We start from the raw sequence: 12,989 nt of genomic DNA, 5'->3' as shown, positions 1-12,989 counted from the left end.
GCCAACGAGCGGATTTAGGTGCGGTGCAAAATCGCATGAACTTCACTATCAATAATTTGAGTAATATTCAAAGCAATGTAACGGATGCACGTAGCCGAATTCAGGATGTGGACTTTGCGAGTGAAACCGCTCAGCTGACTAAGCAACAGATTCTGTCTCAGACTTCGTCTGCCATGTTGGCACAAGCTAACCAGATCCCACAAACAGCATTGTCACTACTATAATCGAGTGATAGCCGTTAGTAAGTAGGTGGATAGGGAGAGTCGGCAACGGCTCTCCCTTTGCCTTATAAAAGGGCCGCATTTAAATTTAAGTCGTCAGCAATAGCCATTTATCATATTTTGGCTTATGAATTGCTTAATATAATAGATTGAGGTGTATCATGGACGTTAATTTTGCAAATACTTCGATGCCGTCGCAACGCAAAGATAGCTTAGCGCACATGGTCGATAAAAAGGCCGAGGTGGTGTCGCAGCCCTTAGCGGATGAGGGGATTCAGTCAGCTGGTGATACTGAGCGTTCTGTCACCCAAGTCAATCAGGTATCAAAAGCTGATGCAGAGGCGCTTCATCAAGCGGTTGATGATATAGCTGCGAGCATGAGTTTGATGCAAAAAGGCTTAGCCTTCAATATTGATGAAGATTCAGGTCTGCAAGTGGTCAAAGTGATTGACGTACAAAGTGGTGATTTGATCCGTCAGATCCCCAATGAAGAAGCATTAGAGATTGCCCGAAAGCTAAATGAAGTGGCGGGTTTGTTAATGAAAACTGAGGTCTAGTAGAGGTTACTATGGGCTTAACATCGGTCGGTATTGGTTCAGGTTTAGATATTGGCGGTATCGTCACGGCATTGGTTAATGCTGAGAGTGCCGGCAAGATTGCTAAATTTGATGTTAACGAAGGTAAGATTAACGCCCAAATTTCAGGCATTGGGGCGTTAAAAAGCGCCATGTCGGAGTTTAACAGCAAACTTGAAACCTTAACTAAGGCCGAAACTTTTGGTAGCCAAAAAGTAGCGACCTCAACTAAAGATTATCTATCGGCTAGTGTAGATAAGACCGCTGTATCGGGTGTTTATCAAGTACAAGTTGAGCAACTGGCGCAAAGCCAAAAAGTTGGTACAGCTGTGGTTGCCGATGAAACTTCCCCTATAGGTGAAGGCTCTTTATCTATTAGTGTCGGTAGTGGTACAGCCTTTAATATCGATGTTTCGGATACCGATTCCCTCAGCGATATCATGGAGAAGATTAATAACGCCGAAGACAACACAGATGTGACGGCGACTATTATTCATGGTGAGTTGGGGCCTCAGCTGGTTTTGGGCTCAAAAAAGACCGGTGAAGACAACACCATTTCGGTGACGGCTACCGACACTGGTGCGGGCACTGGGCTTTCAGATGCTTTTACCATGAGTGAGCTGACACCCGCTAAAAATGCCATAGTGCACATTGACGGCGTTAAGGTGGTATCCCAAACCAATAGCATAGACGATGCGATAACAGGCGTGTCACTAACCTTAACCGATGCCGATATTGCTAAGACCACAACCCTGACAGTAAGTCAGGATACTGCTAAAACCCAAACTGCAATTGAAGGCTTTGTTGAGTCATACAATGCGTTAATGACTACGATTCAGGATCTCACGGGATATAATGCCGATACTAAGCAGGCGGGTATATTACAGGGGGATGCCTTACCTCGAAGCATTCAGAGTCAGCTACGTGGAATGGTATCATCTGGTGTAGACACCTCAAATGGCATGCAGACGTTGGCTAACTTCGGGGTAACGACGACTCGTGAAGGTTTACTGGAAATCGATTCCGATAAACTAAAAGATTCGATTGAAAATAATCAGTCAGCTATTGCCGAACTGTTTTCCACTGAAGAAACCGGCCTTGCCCACAAGATGTCGAGCTTGGTTGATACTTATGTGAAGTCGGGAGGGATTATCGATGGGCGCGACAGTTCGTTAGATGAGCAGTTGTCGCGTATTGCAGATAGTCGTGAACAGTTAAACCGCAGAATGGCTGCGTATGAAGATAGATTATATAAGCAGTTTAATGCGATGGACTTGGTGGTTGCGAACTTAAACTCCCAGTCGAATATGTTGATTTCCCGTTTAGACTCGTTGCCAGGCGTGGTGAAGCAAAATAACTAGTTGCAAAAGAATGATGTTATTTGTTGTAAAAGAGTGATGTTATTTGCGTTTCAAACCTGCTGATAGCCGAGTCGAAATATTGGCATGACGATTAACACTGCTAGCACCAATTGAATGTATGGTTGAGGTCGGAGTGAACGAGAATATTAATCTGCTCGATGATATTAATAGTAAGGCATTGTTAATTTTAGATAAAATTAACAGTGTGAGTGCTGAAGATGAATTGTCGTCTAGTTTGGTGCAGGAATTGCAGGAATTAATAGAGAAGCGGGCAACCCTGTTGCAAGCTTTAGTGTCTGATGATGACTTTACCGACAGAGAAGCGCTTGAACATCAGCTTATACTCAGTCAAAGATTAACGGTTAAAAGTAAAAAGGTGTTGAGTCATCGTTTGTCATTATTACATTCAAATACTGCTGCTAGGCGCCAAATTAAGGCTTATCAAGCAATAGAATCAAATAGGTAGGTGTAAATATGCGTGGTTCAATGCAATCATATCGAAAGGTTTCTGTGGAGAGTGATTTAAGTGTTGCTTCACCGCATCGCGTTATTCAAATGTTGTTGGCTGGTGCGATAGAGCGTTTAGCCCAAGCGAAATGCGCCATCGAGCAGGACGATGTGGCTCAGCGAGGTTTATTGATAGGTAAGGCCATTGGCATTGTAAATGGTCTGAATGGCAGCCTAAATATGGATACTGAAGGTGATGTTGCCGTAAATCTTTCACAGCTCTACGACTATATGCTGGTACGTTTGTCTGAGGCTAATGTTAACAATGATGTTAAGGCCATAGACGATGTGGTCGCACTGCTTAAAACCATCAAAGAAGGTTGGGATGCGATTCCTCAAAATGAGCATCATTTGGCATCGCACACAGAAGCAATTTAGCCTTAGTCACAACCTTTCTGAACAATAACTTTTTGGCAGGCGTCAATTGATTGGCGCCTGTTGCTTGATACGTTGAGAATTTGCTCTAAAATCAGATGAGTTTGTCAGAAAATGAATCTGATACTTGCTAATATGCTGCTGATAATACACTATTCCGTGTGATAGTCGTTTTTTGCAAAATTGAATTAAAACGATTATCTCGCTTTCGAAGCAACTAACACTAATAATTAATGCGAATAACACTGAGTGCTTTACGGCCTTCTTAAATGATGCATACAGATCAACGAATTCTACTTGTCGGTAATCAGTCAGAGCGAATTAATCGCTTATCTTGTGTTTTTGAGTTTCTTGGTGAGCAAGTCGAATTGCTTCCTGTCGATAAACTCGAATCTCGAATGTCGAATACCCGCTATAGAGCGCTTGTCATTGCACAAGAGGCTCAGTCTAAGACCTTGTTGCAATCTATTGCTACTTCCATGCCTTGGCAGCCGATTTTATTGCTGGGTGCTAACGGTGATGTCTCAGCAAGTAATATTTTAGGTTGTATCGAAGAGCCGCTGAACTATCCCCAGCTGACAGAGTTATTGCATTTTTGTCAGGTGTTTGTGCACACCAAACGTCCCGATGTGCCAACCAGTGGTAATCAGACCAAGTTATTTCGTAGCTTAGTGGGCCGCAGTGAAGGTATTGCTCAGGTTCGCCATCTGATTAATCAGGTCGCGGGTTCAGATGCCACAGTATTAGTTTTAGGTCAGTCTGGTACGGGAAAAGAGGTTGTTGCCCGTAATATTCATTATATTTCTGATCGCCGCGATGGCCCATTTATTCCGGTGAACTGTGGTGCTATACCGCCAGAGCTGCTGGAAAGTGAGCTATTTGGTCATGAGAAGGGCTCGTTTACTGGCGCTATCAGCGCCCGTAAGGGGCGTTTTGAACTTGCCGAAGGCGGCACCCTATTTCTCGATGAGATAGGCGATATGCCGCTGCAGATGCAGGTTAAGCTGCTTCGGGTCTTGCAGGAGCGCGTGTTTGAAAGGGTTGGTGGCAGTAAGCCCATACATACCAATGTGCGTGTTATCGCCGCGACCCACAGAGAGCTAGAGACCATGATCGCCAATGGCGAGTTTAGAGAAGATCTCTTCTATCGCCTCAATGTCTTCCCAGTAGAGATGCCGGCTCTGTGTGAGCGTAAAGACGATATTCCATTACTGTTGCAAGAGTTAGTCAGCCGCGTCTACAACGAAGGTCGTGGCAAGGTGCGTTTTACCCAGCGGGCTATTGAGTCACTTAAAGAACATAGCTGGTCGGGTAATGTGCGTGAGTTGTCTAACTTGGTTGAGCGTCTTACGATCCTTTATCCAGGTGGCTTGGTCGATGTGAACGATCTGCCGTTGAAATACCGCCATATCGATGTGCCGGAATATCAGGTGCAGGTCAGCGAAGAGGAGCTGGAACGCGATGCGTTGGCGTCTATCTTTAGTGATGAGGTAGCGGTCGATATTCCAGAGAGCCGTTTCCCTAGCGAGTTGCCGCCGGAAGGCGTTAACCTTAAAGATCTGCTGGCAGAGCTTGAGATAGACATGATTCGCCAGGCATTGGATCAACAAGACAACGTCGTTGCCCGCGCTGCAGAAATGCTTGGTATCCGCCGCACCACGCTGGTTGAGAAGATGCGTAAGTACGGCATGAGTAAAGATTAATTCCAGTTCGCCGCAACGCAATAAACAAAGGCCCATTTCAGGGCCTTTGTCGTTTTTGAACCATAATTCTTTGTTAATAATGATTTTTTAATTGGCATATTATCTGCATTCACTCCGTTAGCAGCAATTTATTGACGGAGTGGTTATGGCCGCAAATCCCAAGGTGGCATATTCAGCACAGGCGCAGGCAACACGGGGACCTTCTATGGTCGCCGGTGTCGTTGCCAATGATGCTATGTCCAGTCGCATGGAGCATATCTTACAGGCCATGCCTTCAGGCGTAGTGATCATCAATGGGGATGGTGTGGTTACCGATGCTAATCCTGTCGCCGTGCAACTGTTGGGACAGCCCTTAACTGGAATGCGCTGGTTGCAGATCATCAATCGCGCCTTTTCTCCACAGGATGATGATGGCCACGAGGTATCATTGAAAAATGGTCGCCGAGTTAAGCTGGCTATCACCCCACTAACGCCAGAACCCGGTCAGCTTATTGTTTTGACAGACTTGACCGAAACCCGCTTGCTACAAAAAAATCTCTCCCATCTGCAGCGACTCTCAGCTCTTGGCAAAATGGTGGCCAGTTTAGCTCATCAAGTTCGCACGCCTTTATCGGCGGCGCTGTTATATGCGGCTAATCTCGGAAGTCCTAGTTTGGCACAACCGGCCAGAGAACGTTTCCAAGGTAAGTTGATTGATAGGCTCAACGAGTTGTCACAGCAGGTAGATGATATGTTGCTGATGGCCAAGGGGCGTCAGCAGGAGTTGAGCGAGGTCTGTGATATGCAGCAAGTCATGGGCCCTGTGATGGCAAACTGCGAGCCCATTGCCGAGCGAAAATCTTGTCAGTTGCATTTAAATCTTGCATCGACTCAGTTATTTAAAGCTAATCCTGCCGCGCTTAGCTCAGCGATTAACAATTTGGTGATCAATGCCATAGAAGCCGGTGCCAGTCAGGTATGGCTAAATGCCGTCGATGATGGGCAGGCGATAGCCTTTGAAGTCGTCGATAACGGAAAAGGGTTAGACACTGCAATGCAGGAGAAGGTGCTTGAGCCTTTCTTCACGACCAAGGCGCAAGGTACAGGTCTTGGCTTGGCGGTTGTGCAAACTGTGGTTGCTAACCACCAAGGGCGCCTACAGCTTAATTGTATTGCGGGGAAGGGATGCCGCGCCTCATTTAATTTGCCAGCGGTCCAAGCCGAGTCGACCCCGGAGGTGAGCCATGGCTGAAGCCAAGATACTACTCGTTGAAGATGATGCTTCGTTGCGCGAAGCATTAGTGGATACTCTGTTACTTGCTCAATATGAATGTGTCGATGTCGAGTCGGCCGAAGCGGCGATAATCGCGCTCAAGGGGCACGATTTCGATATGGTGATCAGTGATGTGCAGATGGAAGGCATAGGTGGCCTGGGTTTAGTGGCTTACCTGCAGCAGCACTGCTCACAGATCCCCATCTTGCTCATGACAGCCTATGCGACCATAGACAGCGCCGTCAGCGCAATTAAATTAGGGGCGGTGGATTATCTCGCCAAACCCTTTGCACCAGAGGTGCTGCTTAATCAGGTCTCTCGTTACCTCAAGCCTAAACTCATTGAGGATCAACCCGTGGTCGCCGATGAGCGCAGTCTGGCGCTACTCTCGTTGGCGCAGAAAGTGGCTCAGTCCGATGCTTCTGTGATGATCATGGGACCAAGTGGCTCGGGTAAAGAGGTACTTGCACGCTACATACATCAGCACAGTCAAAGGGCTGAGCAGCCGTTTGTGGCGATAAACTGCGCCGCGATCCCAGAGAATATGCTAGAAGCCACGCTATTTGGTTATGAGAAAGGCGCCTTTACCGGGGCTTATCAGGCGTGTCCGGGTAAATTTGAACAGGCTCAGGGTGGCACCTTGCTGCTCGATGAGATCTCAGAGATGGATCTGGGGTTGCAAGCCAAATTGCTGCGTGTGTTGCAAGAGCGTGAAGTTGAGCGACTCGGTGGGCGTAAGACCATTAAGCTCGATGTGCGCGTTTTGGCAACGTCGAACCGAGATCTCAAGTCGATGGCCACTAAAGGAGATTTTAGGGAAGATCTCTATTATCGCATCAATGTATTCCCGTTGACTTGGCCGGCTCTGCATCAACGTCCGGCCGATATTTTACCTTTAGCGCGGCACTTAGTGTTGCGTCATGCTAAAACGGCGGGTCTAGCGCAGGCACCAACCTTGGACGATCAGGCGTGTCGGCGCTTGTTAGGACATAGGTGGCCTGGCAACGTACGTGAACTGGATAACGTGGTACAGCGCGCGCTGATTTTACAGTCAGGTGATGCCATTAGTGCCAAGGATATCATTATCGATACACAGGATGTGATGCTGGAACCACTGAGTGACAGTGAGCATAAGCAAACTGAGCCCGATGGTCTCGGGGATGAGCTTAAGGCCCAAGAGCATGTGATCATTCTTGAAACTCTTAACCAGTGTAATGGCAGTCGTAAGCAGGTGGCTGAAAAGCTGGGGATCAGCGCCAGGACGTTAAGGTATAAGATGGCGCGAATGCGCGATATGGGGATTCAGATCCCCGCATGAAGTCGATAAAAGCGTAAAAAGAGAAAAGCGAAATGCTCACTAGTGCCTGCATTTCGCTTTTCTTGTTGCCCATCATTTTCTCTATTTCTCTATTTCTCTATTTCTCTATTTCTCTATTTCTCTCCTCATTGTCTCTTTCATTCTCGCCTATGCCCTTGTTTAAAGCTGCTGGCGTCACGCTATTTCCATTTTTGGCAAACATATTGCATTGGACTGAATAAGAATAGATTTCGTCAAATTCACGACGATAGCGGAGGCCAATATGCAGATAGGTGCCAATTCATTACTGCAAGAGATGCAGTCACTCACAGGCGAGATTAAGCCTGGTGCGATCATGCCCAATATCACTCAACAAGTGGCTAATACCAGTGGCAGTGACTTCGGTAACTTGCTGTCGCAGGCTGTCGGAAACGTTAATGCCCTGCAGGCAGCCTCTTCCTCGTTACAGACACGTCTCGACATGGGGGACACTCGTGTGACCTTGTCTGATACCGTTATCGCTCGCGAAAAGTCCAGCGTTGCCTTTGAAGCGACCGTTCAGGTGCGTAATAAGTTGGTCGAAGCCTATAAAGAGATCATGAGTATGCCTGTCTAGGCATGGCTGGTGACTATCACCCTAAGATGATTCAAAACAGCAGGTATTTATCGTGAGTACAGATATGGTAGTCGGAACAGGCGCTGGCACAGCACAGGATATGTTGGCTGGCGGCGTACAAGAAGAGCATAAGCCAAGCGGCGGCATGTTTGGCGGTGTCGATATGCTTAGGCAGATCACCATGATCCTGGCGCTGGCTATCTGTTTAGCATTGGCAGTTTTCGTCATGCTGTGGGCACAGGAGCCTGAATACCGTCCACTGGGCAAGATGGATACCCAAGAGATGGTGCAGGTACTTGATGTGCTGGACAAGAACAAAGTCAATTACCAAATTGACGTCGATGTGCTTAAGGTGCCTGAAGATCAGTATCAAGACGTCAAGATGATGCTCAGCCGCGCAGGCATCGACAACTCGCCTGGCCGTGATGATTTTCTTACTAAAGACAGTGGTTTTGGCGTTAGCCAGCGGATGGAAGCGGCGAGACTGAAGAACAGTCAGGAGCAAAATCTGGCGCGCACTATCGAAGAGCTTAAGAGTGTCAGCCGCGCCAAGGTGATCCTGGCGATTCCCAAAGAAAATGTTTTTGCCCGTAATCGTTCTAAGCCAAGCGCAACTGTAGTCGTCAATGCCCGTCGCGGTGGATTAGGTCAAGAAGAGGTTGACTCGATTGTTGATATCGTAGCTTCAGCCGTTCATGGCCTGGAGCCGACCCGTGTGACCGTGACCGATTCTAACGGTCGCTTGCTAAACTCAGGGAGTCAGACGGCAGTATCCGCCCGAGCGCGCCGCGAACTTGAGCTAGTACAGCAAAAGGAAGCCGAGTATCGCAACAAAGTTGAATCGATTTTGATGCCTATTTTGGGGCCAGAAAACTTTACCGCTCAGGTGGATGTCAATATGGACTTCACTGCCGTCGAGCAGACCGCCAAGCGTTATAACCCTGACCTTCCTGCAGTACGCAGTGAAATGACGGTGGAGAATAACTCAACCGGCGCCAGCACTGGCGGTATTGCCGGAGCGCTGAGCAATCAGCCGCCGATGGAAGCCAATATTCCTCAGCAAGCCACTGGAAGCTCTCAGGAAAAAATTCTGCCAGGATCCAGTCATAAAGAGGCAACTCGAAACTATGAGTTAGACACCACCATTAGCCATACCCGTCAGCAGATAGGTGTGGTTAGACGTGTGAGCGTCTCGGTGGCGGTCGACTTCAAGACTGGGCCTGCTGGAGAAGATGGTCAGGTGACGCGCGTTGCCCGTACCGAGCAGGAGCTGAGCAATATTCGTCGCCTGCTTGAAGGCGCTGTGGGCTTCAATACCCAGCGCGGTGACATGATTGAGGTTGTGACAGTGCCCTTTATGGATCAGCTGGTCGAAGAAGCGCCTGCGCTTGCTATCTACGAAGAGCCTTGGTTCTGGCGAGCGATCAAACTGGTGATGGGCGGCTTAATCATTCTGGCGCTTATCCTCTTCGTCGTGAGGCCAATGCTGAAGCGTCTCATCTACCCAGATGGACAGAAGATGCCTGACGCACCAACACTGGGTGATGAATTGGCCGAGATTGAAGATCAATACGCCGCCGATACGCTGGGTATGCTCAATCGTCCCGATGCAGAATACAGCTATGCCGACGATGGCTCGATTTTGATACCGGATCTGCATAAAGACGATGATATGATAAAGGCGATACGTGCATTGGTAGCTAATGAGCCTGAGCTCTCTACCCAAGTCGTCAAGGGATGGTTACAAGAAAATGAGTAATGATAAAGAGATCGACACAGCCAGTGGTGAGTTCAATACCAAAGATCTTACAGGCATCGAGAAGACTGCCATCCTGCTACTTAGCCTGAGTGAGGCCGATGCAGCCTCGATTCTAAAACATCTCGAGCCTAAACAGGTTCAGAAGGTGGGTATGGCAATGGCCGCCATGAAAGACTTTGGGCAAAGTAAGGTGATCGGTGTGCACAAGCTGTTTCTGGAGGAGGTACAAAAATACTCCTCTATCGGCTTTAACAGCGAAGAGTTTGTGCGTAATGCCCTTACTGCGGCCCTGGGTGAAGACAAGGCCGGTAATCTGATCGAACAGATCATCATGGGCGGTGGCGCCAAGGGGCTAGAGTCGCTCAAATGGATGGATGCCCGTCAGGTGGCGACTATCATTCAAAACGAACACCCACAAATTCAGACCATAGTGCTCTCATATCTGGAGCCGGATCAGGCCGCCGAGATTTTTGCTCAGGCGCCAGAGAATACCCGTCTCGATTTGATGATGCGTATCGCCAACCTTGAAGAGGTGCAACCGGCAGCGCTACAAGAGCTTAATGACATCATGGAGAAACAGTTTGCCGGTCAAGGCGGCGCACAGGCGGCTAAGATGGGCGGCTTGAAGGCGGCGGCCAATATCATGAACTATCTCGACACAGGTGTTGAGAGTCAGTTGATGGAGACGTTGCGCGAAAGTGACGAAGAGATGGCGCAGCAGATCCAAGATCTTATGTTCGTATTTGAAAACCTTGCAGATGTTGACGATATGGGTATTCAAACCTTGCTGCGTGAAGTGCAGCAGGATGTCTTGATGAAAGCGCTTAAAGGCGCCGATGACCAACTTAAAGAGAAGATACTGGGTAACATGTCAAAACGTGCCGCCGAGCTGCTTAAAGATGACCTTGAGGCCATGGGGCCAATACGGATCAGCGAAGTGGAAGTGGCTCAGAAAGAGATCCTATCGATTGCACGTCGTTTGAGTGATGCCGGTGAGATCATCCTCGGTGGTAGCGGCGGAGATGAGTTCCTCTAATGAGTAATGCCGACGATAAGAAAACCCCGCACACTAGTGGCTCATCCCAGGCCGATTTTAGTCATTGGCAGTTGCCCGATGTCACTCCAGTTATCGAAGAGCCCAAAGAGAATATGTTTGGGCGTTTCGATGCACAAAAAGAGAAGAAACCGCTCGATGAGCCTGTGATGCCGCCAACCCTGGAGGAGATAGAGTCGATTCGCGCCGAGGCTGAAGCAGAAGGCTTTGCCCAGGGGAAAGAGGCCGGTTTTGCCCAGGGGCTCGAAGAGGGACGACTGCAAGGGTTAGAGCAGGGGCATCAAGAAGGTTATCGCCAGGGAGAAGAGCAGGGTTTAGCTTCGGGATTGGCGCAGGCGCAGCAAAATGTTGCCCAGTTTGAAGCCATAATGCAGCAATTATCGGCGCCCTTGTCCTTGCTGGATACCGAAATAGAACAAGCTTTGGTGCAGCTCAGTATGACCTTAGCCAAGGCGGTGATAGGTCACGAACTACACACACATCCCGAGCATATTCTCACCGCCCTGCGTCAAGGGGTCGATGCCTTGCCACTTAAAGAGCAAGGGGCGCATCTGCGTTTGCACCCTGAGGATATCGCCATCGTCGAGCGACTCTACGAGAGTACGCAATTAACCAAGAATCACTGGGAATTAGAGTCCGATCCAACTCTAAACCGCGGTGAGTGCATCGTCAGCAATAGCCGCAGCAGGATAGATATGGGGCTGGAGCATCGCATCAAAGCCGTATTCGAAGGTTTAGTGCAGAGTGAGCAGCGTCTCGAGCAGCAAAGATTACAACAGATAGCCGCGATGGAGAAAATGCCAGAGGCGGACTCAGCAGAGTCTGGGGCGAAGCCTTCAGTCACTGAGCCAAGCGATAGCGAGCCGGCAGACGATACTGCTTCAAGCGATGCACCACAAGAGACCAGTCAAGATGAAGACCCGTCAAAGCCGACTGCTTGATAAGCTAAGGCAACACACTCATAGCGTTGTCCCTTTTATGCCAGAGGCCAGTGGTCAACTGGTGCGCGTTGTCGGTCTCACCCTTGAGGCGACGGGTTGCAAGGCACCGGTGGGGAGTCTGTGTAGCATAGCCACCATGGCAGGAGATCTTGTTGCCGAGGTGATAGGTTTTGACGATAAATTGCTGTATCTAATGCCCATCGAAGAGCTAAATGGCGTGATGCCTGGGGCCAAGGTCACCCCGCTTGGTGAGCAGGCAGGAATTAATGTCGGTATGGGGCTGCTTGGCCGCGTGCTTGACGGCAACGGCGCCCCAATCGATGGTTTGGGGCAATTGCACACAGATCAGAAAGCGACTAGTCGTGCTCCGATGTTAAACCCTCTGGCCCGCCGCGCCATTAGCGAGCCCTTGGACGTGGGAGTGAGGGCTATCAACGCCATGTTAACCGTGGGTAAAGGGCAGCGTATGGGCCTGTTTGCCGGTTCAGGCGTGGGTAAGAGTGTGCTTCTGGGAATGATGACTCGCGGCACCACAGCCGATGTGATTGTGGTGGGGCTGGTTGGTGAGCGTGGCCGCGAAGTGAAAGAATTTATCGAAGAGATCCTGGGGGAAGAGGGCCGCGCCCGCAGCGTGGTGGTGGCGGCGCCAGCCGATACATCGCCCTTGATGAGGCTAAGGGCTTGTGAAACCTCGACCCGTATCGCCGAGTATTTTCGTGACCTTGGCTATAACGTGTTGCTTCTGATGGACAGCCTGACCCGCTATGCTCAGGCGCAGCGAGAGATTGCGTTGGCCATTGGTGAGCCGCCAGCAACCAAAGGTTATCCGCCTTCGGTCTTTGCCAAATTGCCTAAGCTGGTGGAGCGTGCCGGTAACGGCGGCGCGGGCCAAGGTTCAATTACCGCTTTTTATACCGTATTAACCGAAGGCGACGATCTGCAAGATCCCATCGCCGACGCGGCGAGGGCGATCCTCGACGGCCATATCGTACTGTCGCGTACGTTGGCCGATTCGGGTCATTACCCGGCCATCGATGTCGAAGCGTCAATCAGTCGTGTGGCACCTATGGTGATCAGCGAGGCGCATCTGGAAGCTACACGACGAGTAAAGCAGATGTATTCTTTGTATCAACAGAACCGGGATCTTATCTCCATCGGCGCCTACACTCAGGGCAGCGACCCGCGTATCGATAACGCGATTCGGTTGCAGCCGGCCATGAATGCCTTCCTACGGCAAACCATGAAAGAGGCGATCAGTTTCGATTCCAGTGCCTTGATGTTGGGGCAGTTAAGTGCCCAGTGTCAGGTCTAGCGCTAAGTTGACCGGA

13 protein-coding genes are annotated in these 12,989 nt (G+C 49.5%); all 13 read left to right on the top strand.

The features are described from left to right. The coding region (locus NY07_RS17740) for a flagellin (RefSeq protein ID WP_268747585.1) at nucleotides 1–224 on the top strand (224 nt) is incomplete at its 5' end. Between the two features lie 158 nt (nucleotides 225–382). Next, nucleotides 383–778: a flagellar protein FlaG gene (locus NY07_RS17735; RefSeq protein ID WP_033540699.1), complete on the top strand. Its 396-nt coding sequence runs from the start codon at nucleotides 383–385 to the stop codon at nucleotides 776–778. An 11-nt stretch (nucleotides 779–789) separates the two neighbouring features. Continuing rightward, the gene (gene fliD / locus NY07_RS17730; RefSeq protein ID WP_033540698.1) at nucleotides 790–2,157 is read left to right on the top strand and encodes a flagellar filament capping protein FliD; all 1,368 of its coding nucleotides are present in this window, start codon (nucleotides 790–792) and stop codon (nucleotides 2,155–2,157) included. A gap of 133 nt (nucleotides 2,158–2,290) precedes the next feature. After that, entirely contained in the window at nucleotides 2,291–2,623 is a 333-nt protein-coding gene (locus NY07_RS17725) for a flagella biosynthesis chaperone for FliD, FliT (protein WP_140946915.1), read from the top strand. Between the two features lie 8 nt (nucleotides 2,624–2,631). Then, the gene (gene fliS, locus NY07_RS17720) at nucleotides 2,632–3,042 is read left to right on the top strand and encodes a flagellar export chaperone FliS (RefSeq protein WP_033540696.1); all 411 of its coding nucleotides are present in this window, start codon (nucleotides 2,632–2,634) and stop codon (nucleotides 3,040–3,042) included. Between the two features lie 266 nt (nucleotides 3,043–3,308). Then, nucleotides 3,309–4,742 (top strand): sigma-54 dependent transcriptional regulator, encoded by a 1,434-nt coding sequence (locus tag NY07_RS17715; protein ID WP_033540695.1) that lies wholly within the window; start codon nucleotides 3,309–3,311, stop codon nucleotides 4,740–4,742. A gap of 205 nt (nucleotides 4,743–4,947) precedes the next feature. Beyond that, a complete protein-coding gene (locus NY07_RS17710) occupies nucleotides 4,948–5,973 on the top strand; it encodes a sensor histidine kinase (RefSeq protein WP_235363971.1) in 1,026 nt (341 codons plus the stop codon). After that, entirely contained in the window at nucleotides 5,966–7,312 is a 1,347-nt protein-coding gene (locus NY07_RS17705) for a sigma-54-dependent transcriptional regulator (protein ID WP_033540693.1), read from the top strand. The genes NY07_RS17710 and NY07_RS17705 overlap by 8 nt, the downstream gene beginning before the upstream one ends. A 262-nt stretch (nucleotides 7,313–7,574) precedes the next feature. Beyond that, on the top strand, nucleotides 7,575–7,907 hold the full coding sequence (gene fliE / locus NY07_RS17700; RefSeq protein ID WP_033540692.1) for a flagellar hook-basal body complex protein FliE: 333 nt from the start codon (nucleotides 7,575–7,577) through the stop codon (nucleotides 7,905–7,907). Nucleotides 7,908–7,971: 64 nt separating this feature from the next. Then, entirely contained in the window at nucleotides 7,972–9,666 is a 1,695-nt protein-coding gene (fliF, locus tag NY07_RS17695; protein ID WP_033540691.1) for a flagellar basal-body MS-ring/collar protein FliF, read from the top strand. Then, nucleotides 9,659–10,702 (top strand): flagellar motor switch protein FliG, encoded by a 1,044-nt coding sequence (gene fliG / locus NY07_RS17690; RefSeq protein ID WP_033540690.1) that lies wholly within the window; start codon nucleotides 9,659–9,661, stop codon nucleotides 10,700–10,702. Before fliF ends, fliG begins: the two co-directional genes overlap by 8 nt. Further along, entirely contained in the window at nucleotides 10,702–11,661 is a 960-nt protein-coding gene (fliH, locus tag NY07_RS17685; RefSeq protein ID WP_033540689.1) for a flagellar assembly protein FliH, read from the top strand. Before fliG ends, fliH begins: the two co-directional genes overlap by 1 nt. Further along, nucleotides 11,633–12,973, top strand: a complete 1,341-nt coding sequence (gene fliI, locus NY07_RS17680) for a flagellar protein export ATPase FliI (RefSeq protein WP_033540688.1) — start codon at nucleotides 11,633–11,635, stop codon at nucleotides 12,971–12,973. Before fliH ends, fliI begins: the two co-directional genes overlap by 29 nt. Nucleotides 12,974–12,989 lie beyond the last annotated feature (16 nt).

This window comes from Shewanella sp. ECSMB14101 (assembly GCF_000773485.1).
GTDB lineage: Bacteria > Pseudomonadota > Gammaproteobacteria > Enterobacterales > Shewanellaceae > Shewanella > Shewanella marisflavi.
This window is presented reverse-complemented; position numbering and strand designations above follow the sequence as displayed.

Excerpts from the sequence above, each read along its gene's own strand:
- fliE (WP_033540692.1), top strand. The coding sequence starts at position 7,575 with ATGCAGATAGGTGCCAATTCATTACTGCAAGAGATGCAGTCACTCACA.
- NY07_RS17715 (WP_033540695.1), top strand. The coding sequence starts at position 3,309 with ATGATGCATACAGATCAACGAATTCTACTTGTCGGTAATCAGTCAGAG.
- NY07_RS17705 (WP_033540693.1), top strand. The coding sequence starts at position 5,966 with ATGGCTGAAGCCAAGATACTACTCGTTGAAGATGATGCTTCGTTGCGC.
- fliI (WP_033540688.1), top strand. The coding sequence starts at position 11,633 with ATGAAGACCCGTCAAAGCCGACTGCTTGATAAGCTAAGGCAACACACT.
- fliS (WP_033540696.1), top strand. The coding sequence starts at position 2,632 with ATGCGTGGTTCAATGCAATCATATCGAAAGGTTTCTGTGGAGAGTGAT.
- fliF (WP_033540691.1), top strand. The coding sequence starts at position 7,972 with ATGGTAGTCGGAACAGGCGCTGGCACAGCACAGGATATGTTGGCTGGC.
- fliH (WP_033540689.1), top strand. The coding sequence starts at position 10,702 with ATGAGTAATGCCGACGATAAGAAAACCCCGCACACTAGTGGCTCATCC.
- NY07_RS17735 (WP_033540699.1), top strand. The coding sequence starts at position 383 with ATGGACGTTAATTTTGCAAATACTTCGATGCCGTCGCAACGCAAAGAT.
- fliG (WP_033540690.1), top strand. The coding sequence starts at position 9,659 with ATGAGTAATGATAAAGAGATCGACACAGCCAGTGGTGAGTTCAATACC.
- NY07_RS17710 (WP_235363971.1), top strand. The coding sequence starts at position 4,948 with ATGGTCGCCGGTGTCGTTGCCAATGATGCTATGTCCAGTCGCATGGAG.
- fliD (WP_033540698.1), top strand. The coding sequence starts at position 790 with ATGGGCTTAACATCGGTCGGTATTGGTTCAGGTTTAGATATTGGCGGT.